General features: G+C 42.1%; 22 protein-coding genes and 4 tRNA genes. 3 read left to right on the forward strand and 23 right to left on the reverse strand.

Features of this window, described 5'->3' with window-relative positions:
- Positions 1-7: 7 nt before the first annotated feature.
- The 3 genes from BET01_RS02050 to BET01_RS02060 form a co-directional block, all read right to left on the reverse strand.
- Positions 8-2,146, reverse strand: coding sequence for a hydantoinase/oxoprolinase family protein (locus BET01_RS02050; RefSeq protein WP_120195083.1), 2,139 nt, complete (start codon positions 2,144-2,146; stop codon positions 8-10).
- Positions 2,147-2,254: 108 nt separating this feature from the next.
- On the reverse strand, positions 2,255-3,646 hold the full coding sequence (locus tag BET01_RS02055; protein ID WP_120195084.1) for a citrate transporter: 1,392 nt from the start codon (positions 3,644-3,646) through the stop codon (positions 2,255-2,257).
- 147 nt (positions 3,647-3,793) lie between these two features.
- Positions 3,794-4,507, reverse strand: coding sequence for a GntR family transcriptional regulator (locus tag BET01_RS02060; protein WP_120195085.1), 714 nt, complete (start codon positions 4,505-4,507; stop codon positions 3,794-3,796).
- A gap of 390 nt (positions 4,508-4,897) precedes the next feature.
- On the opposite strand from BET01_RS02060, the gene BET01_RS02065 reads away from it, so the two are divergent.
- A complete protein-coding gene (locus BET01_RS02065; protein ID WP_120195086.1) occupies positions 4,898-5,887 on the forward strand; it encodes an ABC transporter substrate-binding protein in 990 nt (329 codons plus the stop codon).
- A gap of 200 nt (positions 5,888-6,087) precedes the next feature.
- Here BET01_RS02065 and BET01_RS02070 read toward each other — a convergent pair whose 3' ends face one another.
- The 3 genes from BET01_RS02070 to BET01_RS02080 form a co-directional block, all read right to left on the reverse strand.
- The gene (locus BET01_RS02070) at positions 6,088-7,575 is read right to left on the reverse strand and encodes an aldehyde dehydrogenase family protein (protein WP_120195087.1); all 1,488 of its coding nucleotides are present in this window, start codon (positions 7,573-7,575) and stop codon (positions 6,088-6,090) included.
- Positions 7,576-8,165: 590 nt separating this feature from the next.
- Positions 8,166-8,236 (reverse strand) — tRNA-Gly (locus BET01_RS02075).
- 41 nt (positions 8,237-8,277) lie between these two features.
- Positions 8,278-8,350 (reverse strand) — tRNA-Phe (locus BET01_RS02080).
- A 255-nt stretch (positions 8,351-8,605) separates the two neighbouring features.
- Here BET01_RS02080 and BET01_RS02085 point away from each other — a divergent pair.
- Positions 8,606-8,998 carry a desulfoferrodoxin family protein gene (locus BET01_RS02085; RefSeq protein ID WP_120195088.1) on the forward strand — a complete coding sequence of 131 codons (393 nt, stop codon included), beginning with the start codon at positions 8,606-8,608 and terminating at the stop codon, positions 8,996-8,998.
- A gap of 148 nt (positions 8,999-9,146) precedes the next feature.
- Here the strand turns inward: BET01_RS02085 and BET01_RS02090 are convergent, their stop codons facing one another.
- The 3 genes from BET01_RS02090 to BET01_RS02100 all read right to left on the reverse strand — a co-directional run bounded on the left by BET01_RS02090 (position 9,147) and on the right by BET01_RS02100 (position 12,105).
- Positions 9,147-9,578: a hypothetical protein gene (locus BET01_RS02090; protein WP_120195089.1), complete on the reverse strand. Its 432-nt coding sequence runs from the start codon at positions 9,576-9,578 to the stop codon at positions 9,147-9,149.
- Positions 9,579-9,626: 48 nt separating this feature from the next.
- Positions 9,627-11,609 carry a methyl-accepting chemotaxis protein gene (locus BET01_RS02095; RefSeq protein ID WP_120195090.1) on the reverse strand — a complete coding sequence of 661 codons (1,983 nt, stop codon included), beginning with the start codon at positions 11,607-11,609 and terminating at the stop codon, positions 9,627-9,629.
- Positions 11,610-12,019: 410 nt separating this feature from the next.
- Positions 12,020-12,105: transfer RNA gene (locus BET01_RS02100), tRNA-Leu, on the reverse strand.
- 331 nt (positions 12,106-12,436) lie between these two features.
- Between BET01_RS02100 and nox the strand changes: the two genes are divergently transcribed.
- Positions 12,437-13,771 carry a H2O-forming NADH oxidase gene (gene nox, locus BET01_RS02105; RefSeq protein WP_120195091.1) on the forward strand — a complete coding sequence of 445 codons (1,335 nt, stop codon included), beginning with the start codon at positions 12,437-12,439 and terminating at the stop codon, positions 13,769-13,771.
- A 114-nt stretch (positions 13,772-13,885) separates the two neighbouring features.
- Here nox and BET01_RS02110 read toward each other — a convergent pair.
- The 14 genes from BET01_RS02110 to BET01_RS02175 all read right to left on the reverse strand — a co-directional run bounded on the left by BET01_RS02110 (position 13,886) and on the right by BET01_RS02175 (position 24,982).
- Positions 13,886-13,967 (reverse strand) — tRNA-Tyr (locus BET01_RS02110).
- 104 nt (positions 13,968-14,071) lie between these two features.
- A complete protein-coding gene (locus BET01_RS02115; protein WP_120195092.1) occupies positions 14,072-14,626 on the reverse strand; it encodes a zeta toxin family protein in 555 nt (184 codons plus the stop codon).
- Positions 14,626-14,805 (reverse strand): hypothetical protein, encoded by a 180-nt coding sequence (locus tag BET01_RS02120; RefSeq protein WP_120195093.1) that lies wholly within the window; start codon positions 14,803-14,805, stop codon positions 14,626-14,628. The genes BET01_RS02115 and BET01_RS02120 overlap by 1 nt, the downstream gene beginning before the upstream one ends.
- A gap of 91 nt (positions 14,806-14,896) precedes the next feature.
- Positions 14,897-16,972: a glycoside hydrolase family 13 protein gene (locus tag BET01_RS02125; RefSeq protein WP_243117092.1), complete on the reverse strand. Its 2,076-nt coding sequence runs from the start codon at positions 16,970-16,972 to the stop codon at positions 14,897-14,899.
- Positions 16,973-17,458: 486 nt separating this feature from the next.
- A complete protein-coding gene (gene ftsH, locus BET01_RS02130; RefSeq protein ID WP_120195334.1) occupies positions 17,459-19,279 on the reverse strand; it encodes an ATP-dependent zinc metalloprotease FtsH in 1,821 nt (606 codons plus the stop codon).
- Between the two features lie 12 nt (positions 19,280-19,291).
- Positions 19,292-19,819 carry a hypoxanthine phosphoribosyltransferase gene (gene hpt, locus BET01_RS02135; RefSeq protein ID WP_120195094.1) on the reverse strand — a complete coding sequence of 176 codons (528 nt, stop codon included), beginning with the start codon at positions 19,817-19,819 and terminating at the stop codon, positions 19,292-19,294.
- Positions 19,812-21,188 (reverse strand): tRNA lysidine(34) synthetase TilS, encoded by a 1,377-nt coding sequence (tilS, locus tag BET01_RS02140; protein ID WP_120195095.1) that lies wholly within the window; start codon positions 21,186-21,188, stop codon positions 19,812-19,814. The genes hpt and tilS overlap by 8 nt, the downstream gene beginning before the upstream one ends.
- Positions 21,189-21,262: 74 nt before the next feature.
- Positions 21,263-22,678, reverse strand: coding sequence for a SpoIIE family protein phosphatase (locus BET01_RS02145; RefSeq protein WP_330512336.1), 1,416 nt, complete (start codon positions 22,676-22,678; stop codon positions 21,263-21,265).
- Positions 22,679-22,889: 211 nt separating this feature from the next.
- On the reverse strand, positions 22,890-23,213 hold the full coding sequence (locus tag BET01_RS02150; protein ID WP_120195096.1) for a septum formation initiator family protein: 324 nt from the start codon (positions 23,211-23,213) through the stop codon (positions 22,890-22,892).
- 17 nt (positions 23,214-23,230) lie between these two features.
- Positions 23,231-23,587 carry a spore cortex biosynthesis protein YabQ gene (gene yabQ, locus BET01_RS02155; protein ID WP_120195097.1) on the reverse strand — a complete coding sequence of 119 codons (357 nt, stop codon included), beginning with the start codon at positions 23,585-23,587 and terminating at the stop codon, positions 23,231-23,233.
- Positions 23,588-23,604: 17 nt separating this feature from the next.
- A complete protein-coding gene (yabP, locus tag BET01_RS02160; RefSeq protein WP_120195098.1) occupies positions 23,605-23,889 on the reverse strand; it encodes a sporulation protein YabP in 285 nt (94 codons plus the stop codon).
- A gap of 89 nt (positions 23,890-23,978) precedes the next feature.
- Entirely contained in the window at positions 23,979-24,218 is a 240-nt protein-coding gene (locus BET01_RS02165) for an RNA-binding S4 domain-containing protein (RefSeq protein ID WP_120195099.1), read from the reverse strand.
- Between the two features lie 3 nt (positions 24,219-24,221).
- Positions 24,222-24,497 carry an HU family DNA-binding protein gene (locus BET01_RS02170; RefSeq protein WP_120195100.1) on the reverse strand — a complete coding sequence of 92 codons (276 nt, stop codon included), beginning with the start codon at positions 24,495-24,497 and terminating at the stop codon, positions 24,222-24,224.
- 92 nt (positions 24,498-24,589) lie between these two features.
- Positions 24,590-24,982, reverse strand: coding sequence for a MazG family protein (locus BET01_RS02175; protein ID WP_120195101.1), 393 nt, complete (start codon positions 24,980-24,982; stop codon positions 24,590-24,592).
- Positions 24,983-25,129: the final 147 nt, after the last annotated feature.

Consider the following 25,129-nt stretch of genomic DNA (forward strand, 5'->3'; position numbering starts at 1 on the left):
AATTGATTTAACTCTCCCTGATTGAAGCTATGATCATGATCTCCTCATCTGGTTCTCGATCTCCCAGGTCCAGATTCATGAGCAGCATGATCTGTTCTAAGTCCACAGCACTGTAATCGCAGACTCTTGGGCCTATGCATACGAAAAAGTCAGGCCGAAGCACCGTATCCGTTTTAAATATGGCATTTTCTTTCCATATCTGCTCCACTACTTCTTCGTAATCTTTTACCTTGCATTTTTCTACCAGACCTTCGGAACACTGCACCTTAATAAATCCTTTTTTATCTACGATACGAAGAGGATTTTTCCCTTCTTTTTCCCCTGTGTATACATAGAACTTATTTGTTTTTTCAGCCAGATGTATTCCTGTTACCTTAGGGCCAAAATCCTCTTCGGCAAGCTTACAGGCTTCTGCTTCCTCACACTCTTTTAATAAGTCTGTGGTCTTTACTTCGGTTGAACCAGTGGCAATGGCTGTAACCTTTCCGGTCTGGTTATCAATCTCAATATGGACTTCTACCGTATCCGGAGAAGCACCAGAGCTGACTGCAAGATCGGAAGCCTCTTTTTTCAATTCTTTGATGTCTTCCTGTGTGGGATTTGGGATGACTCGTTCTACCACGTCTCGAACCATGGAGAGGGAAACGCCAATAGAAGATATTACCTCCGCATGTTCAGGAATGCTGTACTGTAGACCTAATTTCCCAGCGCAATATGGCACCAGAGAGGCGGCTCCCCCGCCGCAGCCTACCAGACGCATACTGTCATGATCTAGCTTGTACTTTTCGGCAAGGGCTTTGATGCAGGCACTTACCTTTTCAAAATCTTTATCAAGAATCTGGGTAGCCAGTTCCTCAACTGTGATTCCAAGCTTATCTGCCACAGGCTTCATGGCCTTGCGGGCAGAAGCTGCATTGCCGTGAGCAAAATATTTTTCATCAATCAACCCCAGAACATTGGCAGCATCCGTATTGGTAAAACAGATCTTTTTGCCGTTTTCCAGCCGTAGGGTGACATAATCTCCCGGATCTCCAGGCTTTGGGCTAACCATCTCAATCTGAGGATTCACAATCTCATCCTCAGGCATGAAACAGGCGTATTCGCATCCGGCTATATGAGCAGAACGAGGGCCTACGTCAACCACACATTTGTCATTGATCCGAACCATGGAGCCTCCCGCACAGCCGAGAATCCGTACATCCAGGGAATTGATATAAGTATCATGCCCACCAATCTTAGCATAATCCACCCCAGGGCGTCCATTTTTAATAACGCCAATGTTTGTGGTGGTTCCTCCCACTTCAAAATAGATGGCATTGGAGGCCCGAAGATACATAAGGGAACCCATAACCGAAGCAGCCGGACCGGAAAGCGCCGTTAAAATGGGGCGTTTGCGCATTTCGTTGATTTCCATTACACCGCCGTCACCTCTCATGATCATCAAGGGAACCTTTACTCCTGCTGATTTTACGGAACTTTCCGTTGCATTGGCGGTTGCCATCATCTTTGGAAGAATGGAAGCATTGATTGCTGCCGTTCGGGTTCGTCTGGTCAGTCCATACAGTTTTGTAATATCAGAAGCCATCGTTACGGGAACGCCTCTTTTTTTGGCACAATCGTGTATGAGCTGTTCCTCTCCCATGCTATCTACTCCAAAGGCCATGGAAGCAACGATCACCTGGGCGCCTTCGGCTAGAAGTTCCCCAATATTTTTATTAATAACCTCTTCCGTAAGCATTTTTTTCTTAACAAAGGAATTATATACCTTAATCATCCGCCCGACTTTTTCATCTAGTATGATATCTTTTAAAGCCAGCTGGCGTTTTGCTAAAAATCCTTCGATTCCGCCTCCAGCCACTCCAACCACACCTACGCTGGCTACGTCACCTTCAATAAAGGCATTGGTGGCCTGTGTGGTAGAATGGGCTACGAATACCACATCCTCAGGTGAGATATTATTTTCCGACATACAATTTTGAAAGCTCTTTACTACTCCGGCAGCCACGCCATCCTTATGATCATGTGTTGTCTTTACTTCATTTTTCCCTATAATCTCATGGGTATCATTGTCCATGGCCACGCACTTGGTATATGTACCGCCTACGTCAATTCCCATGCGTACCGCTCTTTGAATACGTTCTGCCATTTTGCTTTTTCCCTTTCCCTTGTCTTAAAATCCTCATTTTCTAATGGTGAAAACCGTCCGAGTGCAATCGCTGCGCCCGGACATGTCATCTATATTTTATGGATTATATTACTTCAAAAACCATGTAGCTCCCAAGCCTCCCAACATTATAAAGACTGCGACATACTGCAAAATACCGGTAAGATATGCATTGGGAATGGACAGCTTTAGGAAGTCCTTTGATTCCACCTTTGTATATGCAAGTCCCCAGGCCACCCAGGACTGGGTAATACAGCAGCCGATGTTAACTGTAATGGTCGGAATGACGAAAACTGCATATAAGAAAGGAACGGAAAAGGATGCGACATTTGATAATACTCCAAGTGTTGCCGCACCACATCCGACTAATGTCATAGGGCCACGGAACAATCCCATGCAAAGCAGTACTGCAAATACGATACAAACTACGATCTCGCTTCTAGGCATAACATTTCCAAGGATCACCTTAAAATATGGAGATGCAAGGGCTGCCACTGCGTTGAACATGGGAAGTGTAAGCAAAAATCCTACCAGTGGAGCTGTATCGACCACACCATCATAATACAGTTTGTTTACAAGCTGGCAATTTTCTTTAAAGTTGCCTTTCATTCTTCCGCACAGGAACAGTGCCAAAAATCCAGCAATTACAAAACCACCAATTACGGAGAAATCCAGCCAAATCTTAAGAATGACCGGAACGACTGGAAGAATCAAGGTATAAAACGGTGCATTCTTCTGTTCGGAAGCCGCCCCACGCGTCTGAGCCGCCCAGGCATGAACGGTTTTTGCACGTTTTAGATAGAAAGCAGACAACAGCGTGGTACTGATAAGCATGATAATAAGGGCTGCATAACCCCAGTGAGACGCATACCAGCCGAGATTAAAATCAGCAAGCTGATCTGGTGCTACAAAAAATGCACGGTACTGGGCAAAGTTTACAGGATTCAAATAAATTCCCGCTGCAACTGAACCCATAAAGGTAAACAAAGCAATGGATTTTGGAATACCAAGTGACATTAAAATTGGTAGAACGATAACACCGATTGCAATAACCGGGCCAGCTCCTGTCATAGCGGTAAAGATCAAAGCAGTAACCGTATTAAGAAGCGCTACCGTAACAAAGGGCTTATCTCCCCCAAGCTCTACAGTCTTACGAATTAATGTGGAAGCAATTCCTGTATCCATAAGAACCCGTCCAAACCAGGCGCCCCAGCACACATTAACCAGCGTTGTTCCCCATCCTTCAGGTGCAGACTGATAAATCTTATTAAGAGCCGCGATTAAGGTGTTGTCCTTTCCGAAATTAAGCACCGGATTGGATTCCAGAAATCCCTGGCTTACGAACAAAGTTCCGCCAAGCGGTATAATTGTCCATAAAAGGGTAATAAGTAAAAAACCAACCATTAGGTTATGTCCTTTGATACAGTAATACGCCAGACCAAAGAAAGAAATTAATAGAATAATACCAATGATGTACTCCACGCAAATACCTCCTCAACTTTTCATTCTCCATACACTCTCGCTACTATGGCCTCGTAAAAACATCACTTTTCCTTACCCCCCTGTTACCCCAATCTCCTTTCTTCTCATAAATTCATTGATGCATTTATTTCTATCCGGTCAGGTACCTTAAGCCTGTCCGGAAAAGAACTGTGGATAGATTTCCTGAAGCGTCCCTGCATTCCATAAAATAGTATTAAAATGGTTGGCGCAGATGAGCGAGGCTGCTTCCGCATCCCGCCGTCTTAAATGATCCACCAAAAGACGCCCCTCCACCTGAGAGTGCTCCCAGCTGGTTAAAGAAGACATATCGATTCTATAGTTAAATGTGGTATATTGCAGATAGTTAAGTCTTAAAAGATCACAGTCCAAGGTGCGAAACATCTCCCAGGAATACTCTCTTCCACAAAATGAGGATAAGAGATAATGAAGCTCCTGTTCCATCATGAGAAAATCCATGATGTTTAGCTGGTTACTCTCTGACTTTTGCCTTGTTAAGACCTCCTCCAGACAGCTAAGCTGTTCCTTTTTTAGTCCCTGGCGGCAAAGCTCTACGATCATTGCCTGTTCCAATACCGTATGGGAAAAGACAGCCTGGCGGATGCGTTCTGTATCAATCAATGTAACCTCGCTCCCTCTTTGAGGATAAACAACAATATAGCCCTCTTCCACCAGTCGGGAAAGAGCTTCCCTGACCGAGGATCTTCCCACATTCATCTGAGTGGATAATAGATTTTCACTTAGCCGCTCACCAGGCTTAATATCCATATTTAATATCTGATTGCGAAGCTGATCATAAACATCATCTCTGGAACTGTTCTTTTCGATATCTAATTCTGTCATTCGTTTTACCCCCTTTGAAGATCCTATTATGTATCAAGAATGATGATTGCACATCAGTATCCCGATAATTGCACATCAGCTCTCCAATATTGTTTTAATTGAAATACACCATCTCATTCTCTTTTGTAAAACATAACACATAATTCGACAAAAATCAATCACATTATAATCATTTTAACCATATATTTTTTAAACTTTTATAATATACTATCCTATTTACACAAAAATGCCTTTTTGTTTTATTCATATAACATTGCATACAAGTTGATTCAATCAGTTTAGCTATACACATATTATGAACTAGTGACTATAATTAGGGCACACTTCGCCTCTATTAAAATCCATCTGCAAGCGCGGAGATAAAAACCCAAAGAAAAAGGAGCAAATTTAATGTTTAAACAGATACGAAGCAAAGCAGTCGTTCTAGCTGCACTGTCGCTGATGCTTATGATGTCAGCTTGCGCTGCTTCCCCAGCAAATACCAGCAGTGCCAATTCCGAGCCAACCACTAAAGTGGAAACACAAGCACCAAAAGCGGAGGCAACAAATGGGGCTAATCCAGAAACAAGAACGATTCATATGGAGTATGGGGACGTAGAAATACCAGTGAATCCAAAGCGGGTAGTCGTTATTTTTGTACAAGGTGATTTACTGGCACTTGGCGTAACACCTGTTGCAACTTCTTTTAATACCGGTTCCGCGTTTGAAAGCCAAGCAGAAGATATTACAGTCATTGATGCATTTTCCATAAACAAGGAAGAGATCATGGCATTGGACCCTGACCTGATCTTATGGAACACAAAGGACGAACAGGTCTATCAATCTCTTTCTAAGATAGCTCCAACGTTGGCATGTGACTATTTTAATATGGAGTATCAGGAAAGACTCCGTTTTTTCGGGGATGTGTTTAACCGCACGGAAGAGGCAGAAGAACTAATTCAGGATTTTGAGAAAAAGCTTGGATCAGCAAAAAAAGAACTGAAAGAAGCTGGTTTGCTTGAAAAAAACATGATTTGTATCGACATACGGGAAGGTTTTCTTCGGGCATTTCAAGGAGGGCGAGGGGGCGCACTTGTATATGACTTTATCGGCTTTTCGGCTCCTGAAAAACTCCAGGCCGTTTTTGAAACAGAAGAGTTTAAAACAACTCAAAGTGTGGATCTTTCCTTCGAGGCAATGCCAGAATATATCGGTGATTATATTCTTTTAAATACCAGTGCAGATGCTTTGTCCGGCAATCCCGTATGGAATAATTTGCCTGCCGTAAAGGAAGGTCGTCTAATCCAAGCCTCCAGTAATATGTTTTGGTTTAATGACATAATATCCATGTCAACACAGCTTGATATCATTACCAATGCTGTACTTGCAACGAAAAAATAAAAGTTATAAACCATACAATCGGTGTATGTAGATATCGCCATTCTCAACAACCATCTCACCTTGTGGAATAGACAGACATGAATCTTTTTTAGACAAGAGAAATGCCGTAGGACGAAAAATCCTACGGCATTTTTTAAACCATGATTTACCTTATGAATCCGGAAAATTGGGGATCTACTTTATTTTATATAAATAATGTATTACTTCTTTGGATAAAAACCGGAAGGAACTTCATTTAAATTGATTATGATATTCTTCATCTGGCTGTAATGCTCAAGCATTACCTTATGAGTCTCACGTCCAACTCCGGAAGTTTTAACGCCTCCAAACGGTGCGCCCTCAGGGATGCTATTATAGGTATTCACCCACATACGACCAGTCTCTACGGATCTTGCTACTCGTATCGCACGATTGATGTCTCGTGTCCATACGGCTCCGCCAAGGCCAAATTCACTGTCATTTGCCATCTTTACAACTTCATCTTCTGTTTTGAACTTAATGATACATGCCACCGGCCCAAAGATTTCTTCCTGTGCCACTCGCATCTCGTTGGTTACATTGCCAAGCAAAGTAGGTTTCATAAACGCACCATTTTCAAGGCCATTTTCACTCAGTTTTTCACCTCCGCAAAGTACAGTAGCACCTTCGGATTTCGCAATATCTACATAACCTAAGATCTTCTTTAACTGACCATTGTTAACCTGGCTCCCCATCTGAGTATCGTCTTCTAAAGGAAGCCCAACTTTAACCTGGTTAAATCGTTTCACAGCCTCTTCTACGAATTTATCGTAAATGCTTTCTTGAACAAAAACTCTGGAGCCTGCGCAGCAGACCTGGCCCTGATTAAATAAAATTCCAAGCTGGATTCCATCCATAGCCATCTCCCAGTCACAATCCTCAAAGAAAATATTAGCTGATTTACCACCAAGCTCTAGAGTTGCTGGGATCAACTTTTCAGCCGCAGCAAGTGCTACACTCCTACCAACTTCTGTAGATCCAGTAAAGGCAAGCTTTCTAAATCCGTTATGTTCTAATATATACTGTCCAGATTTGGAACCAGCACCTGTAATTACGTTAAATACACCTGCTGGAATCACATCTTGAACTAGTCTTGCTAACTCTAAAACGCTTAATGGAGTTGTACTGGAGCTTTTAAAAACAGTACAGCAACCACTTGCCAGTACCGGCGCCAGCTTCCAGGAAGCCATTAAGAAAGGAAAGTTCCAAGGTACGATCTGACCAACTACACCGATTGGCTCTCTTAAGATCAGACTTAAGGTGTTACCATCAAGAATATTGGCAGTTCCTTCATCCGCTAAAATACAGCCAGCGAAATACCGAAAGTGCTGAGCAGCCAAAGGAATATCCACGTTCATGGTCTCTCTGATTGGCTTTCCATTATCCAAAGATTCCACCTTAGCAAGGTGTTCTCTGTTCTCATCTATAATATCTGCGATTTTATTTAAAATAGCGGCTCTTTCTTTCACGGATACATGCTTCCATGTTTCAAATGCCTTCCATGCCTCTTTCACAGCATCGTCTACGTCTTCTCTTGTTGCTTCCGCACATTCTGCAAGAATGGAACCGTCAGCAGGAGATGTGGTAACGAAGGTCTTCCCATCGGAAGCATCCTTCCACTGTCCTCCTATAAAAAGTTGATATTTCTTTTGAAGTTCTATGTTCGCCATAATTCAATCTCCTTTCATAACCTCATATATATGTTTGTAGCCGCTTTTATTAGTACGTTTCTGTACTGTTCATTATATGCTAGAGATCTGTTATGTCAAATTAATTAAAATTTTAACATAGGATTGATATTTAATTGACTTACTCTGTTTTTTATTTGACAAAGTAGCAACAAGTTTAAGCGACTTCCCGTTTGATTCTTTTTGATTTTACCTAAAACCCAGTTATTTTATAGGTTTTTATATTTAAACTATTGTTTTATCTTTATCAGGTTATTTGGAGGAAATGTGATTTGAAATAGAACATAATCGATTATTTAATGTTATTTATTTCACAATATCATGACCAAATATCAAGTCTTTGGTGTTTTAAGATTGTCTTTTTATATAATTCTAAAAGTCTATCAATAATTTTTATAAAGATTTTATTCTAACGATCCAACTTTCTCACTTTCATTGGGCATTGTTATCTTTTTCCCAAGGAAGAACTCTGTATTAAGGATTCCATGTGCCTGTATTCGCAAAAACAAAAAAACCGGTGATACAAGACTTCTAAAGGAAATCTCGTATCACCGGTTTGTTGGCATGAAAAAAGCGGGTGATGGGAATCGAACCCACGTATCTAGCTTGGAAGGCTAGTGTTCTACCATTGAACTACACCCGCATGTATGATTAAGTTTGAAAATAATTGTACAAATTGTACAATGCCCAAAGCCGGAATCGAACCAGCGACACGTGGATTTTCAGTCCACTGCTCTACCAACTGAGCTATCTGGGCTAACCGCTTGGAACATGAGTAATTTTACAAGATTTCCGCCTTTTTGTCAAGGGAAGTTTTCTAAATTATACAAAAAATATAATGAAATTAAATATCTTTCCATCGAGATAAGTATAATTTACCTTTCCTACTTTTCAGGAACAAAAAATTGATTGCAATAAATCCTTTCCTCTCTTATTGGTAAAAGTTGGTATCATGTTTCTGCCTTCATTTGGGAATTCTGATAAATGATATCAATATGATTGGAGGATTCCCATGAGAAACGAACCTGTATTTTTGACCGACCAAAACCACAACATTATTATGGAAGCCATTTTAGGCACCCCAAACGCCGCAATTCCCGATAGCTTAAGACCCTTTGAGATCCTAGAGCCAAATACCTCTGACGGCGCCACAGAAAAACATACTCCAGTGATTGAAACCAATGGAAATCATGTAACCGTTAAGGTAGGAAGTATCTTTCATCCCATGTCCGAGGAACACAGCATCGCTTGGGTCAGTCTGTTCACAACTGCTGGTTGCCTGATGAGAGTTTGTCTTGATAAGGATTGTGATCCAGTGGCTTACTTCACCTTAGAAGAAGGCGATTCTCCAAAAGCTGCTTATGCCTACTGCAATCTTCACGGTTTCTGGAAAACAGAAGCCTAAACAAAAGGAGTTTATGCAAAATGAGTTTCAGCCTCTTGCATAAGCTCCTTCTTTGTACCTGCGTTTTCACTCGTACCTTTATTTTTCTCACCCTTAATCTTCTCACCTGACTCCTCCTCGCATATAGACATATCTCTATTATACGATGTTATAATACCTTCTTCAAGCGATCCAAATGATTCTCCTCCACCTTCAGGAGATGGTTCATGAGGGATACAATATCCTCTTTCGATTCTCCCTCATACTGTCGAATCCTCTTGATACAGTCGATGATTCCCCTGGTTCCTCCCATTATCAACATCTCTGCCATGTGGGAAGGGGTTTTATCCACAAATGTTTTCATATCGATCGCTAGGTAAGCCATGATCTTTTCCATTGTGCCGATGTCTTTTTCTTTTAGCCCATGCTGGTTTAAAAGTTCTCTCGCTGTTTCATGGATCTGCTTGTATTCCTGAAGTTCTTCCGAAAGATGATTTTTAAAATCTTCCTCTTCTGATATGGAGAGAAGCTGTCCAATGGTTTCCACTCCCATCTGGGAATTTTGGTATATAAAATTTAGCAACTCTGCGTCTGCATTCATGTAATTACCTCATTTCTTTTTTCTTAGTATGAGATAAAAACTACATTTTTATGAAAATGACCCTTCCTCACCCGGTTTCTGGAAAACAACCTCTTCACACAAGCAGAATCGGTCCACCTCACCGTAGAGCATCTGAGCTTGTCCCTCAAGTTCCTCTCCCGCCGCAGAACTTTCTTCTGCAGTCGATGCATTCGCCTGAATGACTGCCGAAACCTGGGATAAACCGTCATTAATCTGTTCTATGGCCTGCACCTGATCCATGGAAGACGCTTCTACCGCTTTCATAGAGGTATCCATCTGACCAGCCTGATCCGCAATCTCTTTCAGCACTCTCCCAGTCTCTAAAGTAAGCCTTTTCCCCTCTAATACAGCCTTTGCGGAATGTTCAATTAATCCTGAAGTCTGCTTTGCGGCTTCTGCTGATTTAACAGCCAGATTCCTTACCTCTCCTGCCACAACCGCAAATCCACTACCTGCGCTTCCTGCCCGAGCGGCCTCCACGGCTGCATTTAATGCTAACAGGTTTGTCTGGAATGCGATGTCTTCAATCATCTTTGTGATATTGCTTATCTTTCCGGAAGAGGTACTAATATCCTCAATCGCCTCCTTAAGACTTTCCATATATTGATTTCCCAACCCTACTTTGAGGCCAGACTGACTTGCATAGGTAGAAGCCATACGAACATGCTCTACATTCATCTCTGCCTGCTGGTGAACAGCCTGTATGGAGGCATTAAGCTCCTCTACGGCCGCCGCCTGTTCCTGGCTTCCTGATGCAAGGGCCTGGGAGACATCGGATACCTGGCCTGCTCCGTTGTTTACGGCTTGAGCCGAGATCTGGACCTTTCTTAAGGTACTGCTTAGGGCAACAGATATAGACTCCATGCTTGTGCGGATGCTGTTAAACTCTCCCGGATACTCACAGCCGCTTTGCACGGACAGATTTCCCTTTGAAATCTGATGAAGATACATGGAGATATCCTGAATGATATCTTTATATTTAGCTGCCATTTCATTGATGCTATGAGAGATTCTTCCGATCTCATCATCACGTTTGATGGTTAGTTCCATATTAAGATCTCCCTCTGAGAATCGATTTAAGGAATCCACCACATGGTTAATTGGCCTTGTAATCCGATTTGTAATTTGCACTACGGCAAAAATACTGACCAATAGGGATAAGACTCCCAAAACTGCAGCCGAGATGACTGAGGTCTTTATCCCAGACATAAATTCAGACTGAAGAGCCGTCACATTCACGGACCAACCGTTGGTATCTTTAATCGGGGCATAGGAACCAATCTTTTTAACTCCTCCATCTTTATAAAAACGAAATCCAGACCCACCTCCTATCATGTCCGCTTCAAGGGAGGCAAGTTCAGGACTCTTACCCGGAGCTTTTTTCCCATCCTCAATGCTGTTTTGCCGTCCCAGTACAACAGAAAATTCGTCGGCTGCCACCTTCAATCCGTTGCTATCCAATATGTAGGTACTTCCAGTGCTTCCTAGCTTTGCTTGGCTTATGATGGATTCAAATACGGAGTACGGTATTTCCAGCATGATCACAAGATCCCCAAAAGGATATGCGTATTGAAAAGACACCGAGTCATTTCCCACGATGGGATCGGATAAAAAGGGGGTTCCCTCTTTTGCCTTTTGATAGGCACCGTTGTCCTTGTAAGACTTTTTGCTCGCCATGGAGGTACCGTCCTCCGATATGATATCGATCTTATTTAGCCCATACTGAGAACTTGAAATAGTAAGGAATATGCCAATATTTCCCCCACGCTCGGCATTGCCCTTCTCATAGAGACCAATGGACTCTGCAATGATGGAGTATTCTTTTAACTGCTGTGTAATCTTTTCTGAGACAAGCTCTGAGGTTTCCTTTAAACTCTTGGCAAGGGATCGGTGAGCGGTATCATAGATAAGATAAATGGAACTTACAGACAACAGAAATACAATACAGGCGATACAGGTTAAAGTAAATAATACCAAATCCTTTTTTATTCCCTTACGGTGTCTGTTCATGCTTCTAACCTCCAATGTATATTTAGCCTTTGTCTCAGGTATTTCTTGAGATCCAGTAAATATATCGGTTAGTTTTCAGATAACTATAGGGACTTTACCAACGTTTTACAATAACTTACGCAACTTTTACAATTGAATTGTAAATCTCTTACTCACCTATTCCTTTTCATGTTTATGATCGATTGATACATGTTCCATTTTTCGCAAATATTTAACGTTATTTACTTTCCACCTGGCATTGCTCTGTCTCAGCCGCTTGTGCCACGCCAGTAGTTCTAGGAGCGCAGACGGTCATTGAAACTTGTAGATTTTAACTATCAACATTTTTTACATGCGAAAGAACCTTTAATATATTCAGATAACAAAAAAACCTTGTCCTCAAAATCGAGTACAAGGTTTCCCACAATGAATGCCGGCGACCGGAATCGAACCGGTACGGGCGATTAAGCCCGCAGGATTTTAAGTCCTGTGCGTCTGCCAGTTCCGCCACGCCGGCATCAAACGTAATCATAAGCTTATCCTATTTGCCAAAACAAAAGAACTCACCAATGAACAACATAATGTATTATACAAAACCGCACCGTTCTTGTCAACTGTTTTCATGGGAAATTTATTCTGAACTTCATTCGATTGCATCCTTTTTTTATAAACCCTCTTATTAAGAATGAGAATAATTCAGGATACCGCTGCAAAAATTGGTTCATGATAAAAAATAAATTAAGAAGCAATTGTCCACTTGTCAAATAAGTGGTAGAATCAACTTAAGCAGAATTGTATTTCTGCTAATACAATAATAAATGAGAATAAACCATTTTAGGAGGTATTATATGGAACGTATCGTAGTAATTGGAGCAAACCACGCCGGTACCGCGGCGATTAACACGATTTTAGATAACTATAAGGATAAAGAAGTGACTATATTTGATTCCAATGACAACATCAGTTTCCTTGGATGCGGTATGGCTCTATGGATCGGAAATCAGATTTCATCTTCAGAAGGGTTGTTTTATTGTAGCAAAGAAATCTTTGAACAAAAGGGTGCTAAGGTCTATTTAGAGACCATCGTATATCATATTGACTTTGATAAAAAACTGGTATTTGCAACCGGTAAAGACGGGCAGAACTATCAGACCCCTTATGACAAACTCATACTTGCAACAGGATCTCTTCCAATCGCACCAACCATTGAGGGCACCGATCTTAAGAATGTTCAGTATGTAAAATTATTTCAAAATGCCAAAGAAGTCATCGATAAGCTTCACGATGGCTTGATCCGAAATGTGGTTGTGGTAGGTGCCGGATATATTGGCGTTGAACTTGCAGAAGCATTTAACCGGATTGGTAAAAAGGTTACTTTAATTGATACCGCCAGCACCTGTCTGTCAGGTTATTACGACAGAGAGTTTACAGATATTATGTCAAAGAACTTAGAAAGCCATGGAATCAAACTGGCCTACGAAGAGACCGTCACTAGTATCAAGGGAATCGGCAAAGTTGAGAAGATCGTTACAGACAAGCATGAATATCCAGCCGATATGGTAGTACTAGGAATCGGTTTTAAACCAAACAGTCAGTTGGGAAAAGATAGTCTGGAGCTGTTTAAAAATGGAGCTTATCTGGTAAACGAACATCAGCAGACAAGTCAGCCAGATGTCTATGCAATCGGTGACTGTGCTACCGTATATGATAATGCCATTCAAAAAACAAGTTACATCGCTCTAGCTACCAATGCAGTACGCTCTGGTATCGTAGCGGCTCATAATGCTTGTGAAACACCACTAAAATCCATTGGTGTTCAAGGTTCCAACGGTATCTGCATCTGGGATCTGAAGATGGTATCAACAGGAATCACACTGGATAAAGCCAAAAGTCTAGGTTACGATGCAGTTGCTACAGATTATGAAGATACTCAAAAACCAGATTTTATCGAGCACGACAATTACAAGGTCAAGATCCGCATCGTATACGACAAGAAGACACGTATCATCTTAGGTGCTCAGATGTGTTCCGAATATGATATTTCAATGGCCATCCATATGTTCTCTCTTGCCATTCAGGAACAGGTGACCATCGACAAATTAAAACTGACGGATATTTTCTTCCTTCCTCATTTTAATAAGCCTTACAACTACGTTACTATGGCAGCTTTGATGGCGGAATAAATATTTCTTTCAGCTATACAAACGGCTTGCGGCAAAAAGAATATAAAACAAATACAAAAAACCGGTATGTTGATTGCAACATACCGGTTTTTATTTCACATATAAAGTTATAACTGGGCGGAGAAGGATTCGAACCTTCGAAGTCGTCGACAACAGATTTACAGTCTGCCCCCTTTGGCCGCTCGGGAACCCGCCCATGCTTTTTAACAAGCGATTGTTATTCTATCATATCATCCTAAATAAATCAAGTTATTTCGACAAAAAATATTAATTCACAAACGAAAACAGCAAAGGTAATTCCTATTGTATTCGTTGAAACCACTCAGGCATATTATGAGAAATGCGGACCGGTATTCCATCTTTATAGATGGCAATTCTTCTAAATTGCTTAGTATTATCATACAGAGAAGCCAGATTGCACATGGGAAGAATAGTCTTTAGGTTCTGAAACGTTTCCAGATACCGCTTTTCAACATCTTTGTCCGGTATTCCATGCCCGCCTTTAGATACTCGGTAAGCAATCCTCTGTTTTGCCAGTTCCACAGAGTTAACTCCCACATAATATAATTCAATGTAATATCCCTGATTCCTAGCTGTTTCTATTGTTTTAAAGATGGTCTTACCACAGAGCGTTGTTTCCTGATTAAAGGAAATTCCATCAGACAAACACCGCTTCAATTCCTGAACAGCCAGTTTTCCGGCTTTCATAACGTCACCTGTGATTCTCCAATCTCCAAACGTCCTAAGAATTTCATCAGTATTAATTCTGGGCATCTGCTGATATTTGGGAAAAGTTAGGTACAGTGTAGACTTTCCAGCCCCATTGACACCTGCAAAAATAACATATCGTTTCATCAAAACCGATTCTCCTCAATTACTTTTCTCTGCCTTTGCTGGAGGACAAGGTCACTGACCATAGAATAAAACTCCTGCTCTTCTTCTGTCTCTGCCCCAAGGATCAACTGCGTGGCCTCATTCGGATCTAATTTCAGGCACTCTTTATATAACATTTTCAAGGCATCATTCGTTGACATATCATCACTCCTTCCTTGTAAGTAAATTTATTATATCATAGGCGTATTATGGAATTCAATGAACATCCCAACATTTGTACAAGTTACAATTTTAGTCTGTAGCCAGTAAAATCGAACTGACTGGTGGCATGGTAACCACCACTTTGCCGTCTATCACTGGAACAGATATTTTCCCTACATTATAACCACTCTCATAAGTCAACATAACCCTGGATATGCTCTCGCCGTCCTTTAATCCAAGCTGCCATACTAGTATCTGCATTTCCTGCTCTTTCGTATGGCCATTTACCGCCACCACACAGATACTCTCGCCCAAAAAGCGTCCGTAGGCGATCAAATGATCTCCTGCCAAAAGAGGCTTTAAGGAGCCAAGGCGCAGAGCCTTAACTGTCCGATGCAGCCCAGTCATATAGCGGTGGAATTCGATGAGCTCCATGTTTTCATTCCCCCATGGATACGTTCTTCGATTGTCGGGATCTGTCCAGCCGCAAACGCCTGCTTCATCGCCATAGTAAATACCGGGTGCTCCCGGCCAGGTCATCTGAATCATCACGCCTTGGCGAAATACTCCGTAGCTGATGCCTTCTAAAGCAGCCTCTGGCCCATCTGTTGTGATACGACCGATCTTTTGGTTGGTCCTGGTCAGGAAGCGGGAATGATCATGATTGGACAACTGATTCATGGCAGTTAACAAGGAACCAGACATCATTCGGCTCATATGATAATTCATTGATTTGAAAAAGGCATTCCCATCTCCAAACAGCCTTAAATTCTTCTCATCGCTATGCTTTTCCATTCCGGTCAAGAACCAGGATACCGGCTCCATGAATGCATCGTAATTCATGACCGTATCCCATTCATCCCCTTTTAACCATTCAGAAGGATCACCATAATGCTCCGCAAGCACGATGGCATCTTTATTGGCTGCTTTCACCGCATTTCTAAAGTCCTTCCAGAAGCTGTGATTAAAGGCACTGCTGTGACCCAAATCAGCAGCTACATCAAGGCGCCAGCCATCTGCACAATAAGGTTCTGAGACCCATTTGGTAGCGATATCAAGGATATTCTGGCAAAGAGTATTAGAGCCCTCATAATTAAGCTTTGGCAATGTCAAATGGCCCCACCAGCCCTCATAAGAGTTATTATCAGGCCAAACTTGTTCGTTAAATTTAAAAAAAGAATGATAAGGACTGCCTTCTGTTTTATATGCTCCCGGCTCATACTTGCCTGACAGATCATAGATTCCTTCTCCGTCCAGCCATTTGTGAAAAGAACCGCAATGATTGAATACTCCGTCAAGTATGACCTTCATGCCCCGCTTGTGAATCTCTCCTATCAATCTGGAAAAGAATTGGTTGCTGGCTTTTAAGTTTTCCTCAGCGGTGGTTCGGATCATATATTTAGTGGCATTTCGATTGTGAAACTCCTCGGGATTTACTGTCTCCCCACCATCTCTTGCAATCACGCCGTAATGGGGATCAATATAATCGTAATCCTGGCAATCGTATTTGTGATTTGAGGGAGATACGAATATGGGGTTTAGATAGATGACCTCAACACCCAGTTTCTCAAGGTAATCAAGCTTATCCCATACTCCTTGTAAATCTCCACCATAGAAACTGCATACATCAAACTGATCAGGATACTTATTCCAGTCCTTTGAATGGACAACATTCTGTTTTAAGTACACATACTCATTGTCCACTACATCGTTAGCCAAATCCCCATTGCAGAAACGGTCTACGAAGATCTGGTACATAACAGCGCCTTTTGCCCAGTCTGGTGTGGAAAACCCAGGAACAAGGAGGAAGCAACCGTTAGTAGGAAGTTCATCTTCCACACCTAGACGGCTGTAATAGCAGACCTCATTTGCCTTCTTTACCTGAAAACAGTACCGAATGGGTTCTTTGCCTGCGGTCAGTCTGCTTTCATAATAGTCAAATATCTCATCCGAATTTGTTTTACTCATAGCAGTCACTTTTCCACTGCTTTCCTCTACAAAAGCCACTGTATCCACATTGTTAGCGGCAGTACGGAAGAGAAATGCTACTTCTTCCCCTTCTTCTGGCTCCGCAGGAAACCGAAAGTTGCCAGTCTCGTCGGTAAATAACGCCTCTCTATTCAAAGCCTCTGGCTGAACGCACATATGCTCTTTCTTTCCTTTCATTCCTACTCTATCTCTATTTTATCTGATTGGTTTCAATTATACAACCCCGCCTTTTCCTTAAAAAAGATATTAAGAAAGAGTCTGACTTGTCAGACTCTGGCGCTGACGCGCTGTCACTTTAGTGACATCTTCCTCTTAAGCGTCATGTGCATCCTGCATGGAGTGCTTTTTATTATATAGGGGAGTTCGTAGAACTCCCCTATATAATAAAAAACGGTCAGCGGGGTAGCTGACCGTTTTTCGGAGAAGGTATTTCGTTTCTTATGGGGTGTAGCAAAAACTATATAATGTATTGGGGGGGTTTACATTTATTAATATACCACGATGATGAAAATAAGTGTGCACAAACATCATTTTTTTCAAAATAGATTTTTATGCATTTTTTCAACTCATAGCGATAGATCACAAAAAAGTGCAGTTTCCGGAGCGTAAACTTAGATAATTTACCGGATACTGCACTTTTAATTTGTTTAAGCCATCTTAAGCTTATATCACTTCCGTAGGATTTTCGAAAAGTTCTTCAAATTCCTTCTGGCCAATTTTTTCTTTTTCCATAAGCAGTTTACAGCAGCTATGAAGCACATCTTCATGTTTCACGATGATTTCCTTTGCTTTCTCATAGCATTCATCAATAATCCGCTTTACTTCATTGTCAATGGTGTTGGCAATCTCACCTCCAAAGTTCTTCGTATGGGCCAGATCCCTTCCAATGAAGACTTCATCACCGTCGTCGCCATAATTAATCATGCCCACTTTATCAGACATGCCGTACTGGGTCACCATGGCACGGGCCATTGCGGTAGCCTGCTTGATATCCTGAGAAGCTCCGGTTGTAATGTCGCCGAAGATAAGTTCTTCCGCGATTCTACCACCCAAATCTACCATAATATTTTGCAGCATCGTACCCTTGGTATTAAACATATGATCTTTTTCCGGCAGAGGCATGGTGTATCCGGCAGCACTCATTCCCGTCGGAATAATGGAAATGGTATGAACCGGTCCCTGATCCGGAAGCAGATGGAATAAAATCGCATGGCCTGCTTCGTGGTAGGCTGTGATCTTCTTTTCCTTCTCGCTAATGACCTTACTCTTTTTCTCGGCACCAATGCCAACCTTTACAAATGCCTTATCAATATCTGCCTGACTGATAAACTTCTTACTGTGTCTGGCTGTATAAATGGCGGCTTCATTCATCAGATTCTCAAGATCTGCTCCTGTAAATCCGGATGTGGTCTGAGCAACTCTTTTCAGATCTACGTCTTCGCCCAATGGTTTTTCCTTGGAATGAACTTTTAAAATATCTTCTCTTCCCTTTACATCTGGCTTTCCTACTCCAACCTTCCGGTCAAAACGGCCGGGACGAAGGATGGCAGGATCTAGAATATCCACACGGTTGGTGGCTGCCATTACGATGATGCCTTCATTGATTCCAAACCCATCCATCTCTACGAGAAGCTGGTTTAAAGTTTGTTCTCTTTCATCATGGCCGCCGCCCATACCCGTACCTCTTCGGCGGGCAACAGCATCAATTTCATCGATGAAAATGATACAAGGGGCATGCTTTTTACCTTCTTCAAATAAATCCCTAACACGGGATGCACCAACACCTACAAACATTTCCACAAAGTCGGAACCTGAAATAGAGAAAAATGGCACGCCGGCCTCGCCTGCTACTGCCTTGCCAAGAAGGGTCTTACCGGTTCCTGGAGGTCCTACTAAAAGAATTCCCTTGGGAATTCTGGCGCCTACACTGGTATACTTCTGGGGATTTTTGAGGAAATCCACCACTTCCTCCAGCTCTTCTTTTTCTTCTTCAAGTCCTGCCACTTTGCTGAAATTCACCTTGTTGGCTTCCTTTGCAAGCAGCGCCCTGCTTTTTCCAAAATTCATCATCTTGTTATTGGCGCTTCCTGCTCCTGCTCTGGCATTCATGACCATGAACAAAAACACCATTGCTACTGCTGTAAGTATAAGCGGCAGTGTAATGGTCAAAAACAGGTTTTCCTTCTGAACTGCATCCACTGTATAGGTAATTCCATTGCGGTCCAAGCGGTCCTGGATTCCAAGTACATTGGATACATTGGCCTGCTTTGACGTGCCATCGGACATCGTCATATCAATTTTTCCCGTTGGTGGCGGGTCGCTCTGCCGGATGGTAGCCGAAGCTATGGTTCCATTATCAATCACCTGCATAAGCTCCTGGTTGGTGATAATCTCACTTTTCTGGGGTAGCCTGCTGGCAAATATAAGCATGATAACCAGAAGGAGCAGAAATCCCAAGCCTTTAAATGGTTGCTGTTGTTTCAACATGCTGCCTCCTTATTGCTGTTCTATAACTCCAATATATGGCAAATTCCTGTATATCTGATCGTAATCAAGACCATATCCAATGATAAACTGATCTGGTACGGTAAAGCAAGTATACTTTACCTGAACCTGCTTCTTCACCCGACGTTCCGGTTTATCAAGCAGGGTACAAAGCTCAATGCTGTTTGGATTTCTCTGTTTTAACACTTCGATTAAATAGGATAGAGTATTTCCGGAATCGATAATATCCTCGACGATCAAAACATCCTTTCCTTCGATGGGATCATCAAGGTCCTTTACTATCTTTACGATACCGCTAGAAACGGTACCTGAGCCGTAACTTGATACGGACATGAAATCCATAGTAAGTGGCAGTGTGATTCTTTTAGAAAGTTCGCAGGTGAAGAAGACTCCTCCTTTTAAAATACAAATCAAATGAAGTTTCTTTCCTTCATAATCCTTACTGACCTGTGCTGCAATCTCATTAATCCTTGCTGCTACCTCTTCCTCTGATAACATTACACGTATCTTATCATCCATTGTTTTTTCCTCCGTCTAATTGCATTTCTATTACTGTATGGGTATCTTCTGTTATCTTATAGTATTCACTGATCCGGTATCCGATGACCCATAGGACATGGGAACCATCCACAATTAATGGGATTTTTCCACGATCCTCTTTGGGAATCTTTTCATCAATCATAAAAGCCTTGACGGTCTTTCTGCCGCCTCCGGTCAGTGTCAGGTAATCTCCGATTTGCCGATACCTCACAGAGAGTGCACATTTGATTTTATCATAATCGAACCATTTCGTATACCCGTTTTGGGGAATTTCCTGACCTTTTTTATAGGGAAAGACGTTAAAATCAACTTTGGGAAGTATGTTATCTAAAGGATTATCCACAGCTTCCTTCTTATGTTGACTCTTTATCCACAAGCAGTCGGAACTTCTAAGAGCCGTTACCATACCTGGGAGGTCAACTTGCTTGCCTGCAGGTGAGTCTAATAAGGCTTTTGCACTTTCCACATGAATCATTGAAATATCCTTCATGGAACCTAAAACCATACGAATCATGGCCCTTATGACATAGGTCACTAAAATATCCTCTTGGGATATAAGCCCTTTTATCTTAATTCCACTGGAAACAAGGGCGTCATTTTCATCCCGTTTAAAGCATCCCCACTCCTTTAGGAGGACTTGTGCCTGTTTTTCCAGATATTCGTCGGCTTTGGCAGCCATCTCCCCGGCATGAATAATATTATCCGCAGCGCGGGCATTGATCTGCTCTTTGATGGCGGGAAGAAGAATTCCTCGTATCCGGTTTCTGGCATAGTCGGTGTGGGAATTTGTAGAGTCCTCACAATAAGATATCCCTTTTTCCTCCAGATATGCAAGAATTTCCCTCTTGCCAACAGACAGCAAAGGCCGGACAATCCGGTCTCTTTCTGGCCTTATTCCTCCAAGCCCTTTTAAACCGGTCCCCCGAAACAAATGATATAAAATGGTCTCCGCCTGATCATCTTTATGATGAGCAACTGCGATTTTGTTGCCACCAAAAAGAATGCGTTCCTGTTCCAATATCTCATAACGCAGATGCCTTCCGGCTTCCTCTACCGACAGCCTGTGCTCCTTGGCATAGCCTGTAACGTCTACATGGGCGCAGGAAAAAGGCAGGGAAAGGGACGCCGTAAGCTCCTTTGCATATTCACTATCCCTGTCTGCTTCCAGGCCCCTAAGCCCGTGATGGACGTGGACCGCTTTTAACGAAATTTCCAGTACATCTTTTAATTCATTTAAAATTACAAGAAGACAGACCGAATCGGCTCCTCCGGAAAACGCCACGATGACGCGGTCCCCCGGAAGCAAAAGCCGGTTCCGTCTGATAAATTCCAATATCGTTTTGTACATTAAGCCACCTTCCTTAGTTGATTCTCTCCCCTCTTTATTATAAATATACCCGTAAAACATGTCTGTTGCAATTATTATTTTCTTTTCCAAATGCCAGCAGTTAAAACCGTCATATCGTCGGCTGCTGTTTCCGTAAAGGATCTGGCAAACAACAAAATCCGGTCTGCCATATCCTGAGGATTTTTCACTGGCATGCGGGCAATAAACTCTTTTAGCATAAGCTCTTTGTCATCATCAGGAAGGGCATCTAATATCCCGTCGCTTACCATGATGATCCGGTTGTCATCCCATAGCTTTTTAGACAGGAGCACCGGCTCCACCGGGTTTAAGATACCCATTGGCACCTCCCCTGCTTCTAAAAGCTCCACCCCTTTTTCACTAAGTATGTAGGTTGCTGCTGCTCCCAGCTTCATGGCTTCTAAAATACCAGATTTTAAATCGATGCAGCACATATCAAGAGTCGCAGGGTGTTGGGATATCCCAGTTAATAAAAGAACGGTATTCACCATTTTCAAGGCCGCCCTTGTGGAAAATCCAGCTTCTAAAAGCCTTTGGGTTAACTCAATGACCTGGCGACTTTCTTCCTCTGCCCCCTTACCGCTTCCCATACCGTCTGAAAGGCTCATAATGACTTGTCCAGGCTGTACCTGTCCAAAGGTATAATTATCTCCAGATACCTCTTCTCCGCTCTTTACGGCTTTGGCTGCTCCGTAGATGACCCTGTATTCTCCCTTTTCTACAAAACGGAGGGTATCGGATTGCTTTGTCACCAGATTCCTTCCGTCTGGTGCCACCGTCCACTCCCCATCTTCCATGGCATCTTCTAAAATTTCCGCAGCATCTTTTACAGTCACACAACGACCGTTCATGGTCCTCATGGTTAAGTATGCTTCTCTTTGACGGTTTTCATATTCCAGAATGAGCATCTTTTCTATCACAATATGGTTTCGCTTAAATGCCTTCTTTACTTCATCCTCCCATTCTGGGGTGATGTCAACAGCATGCTCCACCTGATGGGAAAATTCCTCTAAGATTACAGCAAGTTCCTTAAACTGGACGATGACCGCATCACGGCTTTCCAGAAAACGGTTTTTCCACGCCAGATTCATGGTGGCTCTTCCAAGGCCCCGATTTAAATGAACCATATATTCATCTTTTCTTTTACAGGTTTCCAGAAAAAAACGGGGCATATCCCCGTAGTCCACGCTCCCCTTTTGTTCAAACGCACGAATCAGATATTGCATATAATACTGATTGTCCTGCTCTTTTCCCGGTTGTATAAAGCACTTGTTGCATCCTGCACATACCATCGCTGCCGCGGTCTCTAATGCAGCCACACCATCTTCCTTTGTAAGTCCCTGATCTGCTGACAGTTCATCTGTGCACGCCCTGGCAAGCTCACCCAATGAATTTGCCATGTCGTTTAATCTCTTTGCCGTATATACGTTCACATTCGCCATATCGTAATGTGCTGGTTTACGTCTGAACACAAAAATCCCTCCTGCCTGTTACATGTTTTAGACCACATTATATACAGACGGAAGGAATATATTTTGTCAAAATAGCTGACTCATCATTTAAAATCGTACGACAGCTTTCCACTTAAATATCCACGTTTTTATGGACATTAAGTTGTACTTAAAGGGTGATTTTCCTTCATAAGCCACGTTTTTTAGGACTTTAAGGGACGGTCAGAAAAAATTACTGCCTTTGAGAGGGCTTAAGCAAAATTTCATCAGGCTTTACAAGGCCAAGCTTTTGCTTTGCCACCTCTTCTATGTATTGTTTTGTTTGGACATAAACCCGGTAATCTTCCAGCTTTTTGGCTCGCTCCTTCTCCTTGTCCACCTGCGCTTCCAGGTTTTCAAGACGGATGGCATACTCTCGCTCTCTTCCCTTTAAAGATGTGCCTTTGATCGTAACTGTCACAGCTAGGCTAAATACAACAAAAGTAATACCAATGAGGGCCATACGATTACCCCACTTGTCTTTTCTTTTTCTTCTTGTTTTTCCTATCACGCTCATACATTCACCAGTCGCCCCTATTGTCGCCTTTTTCGGCGGAATAATATACGCATTTTCATTTTAAGATATTTCCAAAATTTTTTCAAGAACTTTAGAAAAAACCTGCTTATGGTCTTGTCATAAATAAACATCCCAAGAAAGATTCCGACAATCACATAACCTCTTAGTCCACCATCTATCTGTTCATAAAGAAGAGAAAACGAGGTCAAAGAAGCATAAATCCAAAATACCATGTCCTCGATCCCAATAAATACATAGGAGTGGGGGATAAAGATGCGGAAAACACGCAACAGGTCATATGTCATCATAAGCCCTGCTCCCGTTAGAAAGCTGTAGAGCAGAAGTTTTACCTCATATACGATATGAATACTCATATGGCTCCTTCTGATCCTTATTTAAACAGCCTGGAAAACAGGGATTCGCCGGACCGGCGAAGTGCCTCATTGGAGGAATAATTTAAACTTTCAATGTTACCGTTTAGATCCACTTCTCCCTTTTCCAAAGTCAAGCGACTGACATGAAGGTCTTTTCCCTTTAAGGTTAAAAGCCCCTGATCTGTGTCCAAAATCACCTGATTCTCATCAAAAGACACCACTTCTCGTATTCCTGTTAACGTACCGGAGGCACGGTTTTCTATTGTTAGCCTGTGAGGGCGAATATTCATCTTCTCATCCATAAGAAAAACCTCCTAATATACCTGTCTTAAGTATATTAGGAGGGACTCTCCATTATTCCTGAAATTTATCATACGTATAAGATTAAAAGCTAAAGATACCGGTAAAGTTCCTTCGCCTCATCCTTTTTCACCGTTTCCAATACATCAAGAACCTCTACTTTAACCGAACTGGTTCCAAAATGTATCTCGATCACGTCGCCTTGCTTGACGTTTAAGGAAGCTTTTGCTGGCTTGTCATTCACAAGCACGCGGCCTGCATCACAGGCATCGTTGGCAACGGTTCTTCTCTTAATTAGGCGTGAAACCTTAAGAAACTTGTCCAACCTCATAGTTTATGCGTTAACCATGTCCTTTAAAGCTTTACCAGCTTTGAACTTTGGTGTCTTAGAAGCAGGAATGTTCATAACTTCTCCGCTCTTTGGGTTTCTTCCTTCTCTTGCAGCTCTTTCAGATACTTCAAATGTACCAAAACCTACTAACTGGATTTTCTCGCCCTTTACTAACTCTTCAGATATAACATCTGTCAAAGCTTTCACTGCCTTCTCTGCATCCTTTTTGGACAGCTCTGCCTTTTCTGATACTGCTGTGATTAACTCTGCTTTGTTCATTGATATCTTCCTCCTAAAAATGTAGCTTCGAGCTACGACTTTTCGCTTTAACACGATTACTATATCATTTATAGCTGTTTCTCCTGTTTTTGTCAAGGTTTTTCGCTCTTTTGACGGGCTTTCTCCTGCAATTTTATAGCTTTCCACAGGGCTTCTCCCTCTTCCGACGAAATCACCTTTTTATCTCCAAAAACATGAGGATGCCTGCGTATCATTTTTTCACAGATTCCATTTACAACATCGTCTATGGTGAAAGATTGATTTTCTTTTGCGATCTGGCTGTGAATCATAACTTGAAAGAGAATATCTCCAAGTTCCTCACACAGATTTTCCTGATCGTTATGATCAATGGCTTCTATCACCTCGCCGGCTTCCTCTAGCAGATATTGTTTTAGACTCTCGTGTGTCTGCTCCTTATCCCAGGGGCATCCATCTTTGGAACGCAGTTTATTTGTAATATTTACTAAATCGTCAAAAGTATGCATATACGAAACCTCCTTTTTTAAGATTATAGCATATACCTTTGGATGTTCCTTCCAATTCTGACGATTTTCTGACATTTGTCCTAATCCACTGTTAAAATGGAACGGATTCCGATATAATAAGGAATAATTTATTGATACCGGAGGTAG

The organism is Lacrimispora algidixylanolytica (genome assembly GCF_003609635.1).
GTDB classification, from domain to species: Bacteria; Bacillota; Clostridia; order Lachnospirales; family Lachnospiraceae; genus Lacrimispora; species Lacrimispora algidixylanolytica.

Excerpts from the sequence above, each read along its gene's own strand:
- BET01_RS02050 (WP_120195083.1), bottom strand. The coding sequence starts at position 2,146 with ATGGCAGAACGTATTCAAAGAGCGGTACGCATGGGAATTGACGTAGGC.
- BET01_RS02060 (WP_120195085.1), bottom strand. The coding sequence starts at position 4,507 with ATGACAGAATTAGATATCGAAAAGAACAGTTCCAGAGATGATGTTTAT.
- BET01_RS02065 (WP_120195086.1), top strand. The coding sequence starts at position 4,898 with ATGTTTAAACAGATACGAAGCAAAGCAGTCGTTCTAGCTGCACTGTCG.
- BET01_RS02070 (WP_120195087.1), bottom strand. The coding sequence starts at position 7,575 with ATGGCGAACATAGAACTTCAAAAGAAATATCAACTTTTTATAGGAGGA.
- BET01_RS02085 (WP_120195088.1), top strand. The coding sequence starts at position 8,606 with ATGAGAAACGAACCTGTATTTTTGACCGACCAAAACCACAACATTATT.
- BET01_RS02090 (WP_120195089.1), bottom strand. The coding sequence starts at position 9,578 with ATGAATGCAGACGCAGAGTTGCTAAATTTTATATACCAAAATTCCCAG.
- BET01_RS02095 (WP_120195090.1), bottom strand. The coding sequence starts at position 11,609 with ATGAACAGACACCGTAAGGGAATAAAAAAGGATTTGGTATTATTTACT.
- nox (WP_120195091.1), top strand. The coding sequence starts at position 12,437 with ATGGAACGTATCGTAGTAATTGGAGCAAACCACGCCGGTACCGCGGCG.
- BET01_RS02115 (WP_120195092.1), bottom strand. The coding sequence starts at position 14,626 with ATGAAACGATATGTTATTTTTGCAGGTGTCAATGGGGCTGGAAAGTCT.
- BET01_RS02120 (WP_120195093.1), bottom strand. The coding sequence starts at position 14,805 with ATGTCAACGAATGATGCCTTGAAAATGTTATATAAAGAGTGCCTGAAA.
- BET01_RS02125 (WP_243117092.1), bottom strand. The coding sequence starts at position 16,972 with ATGAAAGGAAAGAAAGAGCATATGTGCGTTCAGCCAGAGGCTTTGAAT.
- hpt (WP_120195094.1), bottom strand. The coding sequence starts at position 19,819 with ATGGATGATAAGATACGTGTAATGTTATCAGAGGAAGAGGTAGCAGCA.
- tilS (WP_120195095.1), bottom strand. The coding sequence starts at position 21,188 with ATGTACAAAACGATATTGGAATTTATCAGACGGAACCGGCTTTTGCTT.
- BET01_RS02150 (WP_120195096.1), bottom strand. The coding sequence starts at position 23,213 with ATGAGCGTGATAGGAAAAACAAGAAGAAAAAGAAAAGACAAGTGGGGT.
- yabQ (WP_120195097.1), bottom strand. The coding sequence starts at position 23,587 with ATGAGTATTCATATCGTATATGAGGTAAAACTTCTGCTCTACAGCTTT.
- yabP (WP_120195098.1), bottom strand. The coding sequence starts at position 23,889 with ATGGATGAGAAGATGAATATTCGCCCTCACAGGCTAACAATAGAAAAC.
- BET01_RS02165 (WP_120195099.1), bottom strand. The coding sequence starts at position 24,218 with ATGAGGTTGGACAAGTTTCTTAAGGTTTCACGCCTAATTAAGAGAAGA.
- BET01_RS02170 (WP_120195100.1), bottom strand. The coding sequence starts at position 24,497 with ATGAACAAAGCAGAGTTAATCACAGCAGTATCAGAAAAGGCAGAGCTG.
- BET01_RS02175 (WP_120195101.1), bottom strand. The coding sequence starts at position 24,982 with ATGCATACTTTTGACGATTTAGTAAATATTACAAATAAACTGCGTTCC.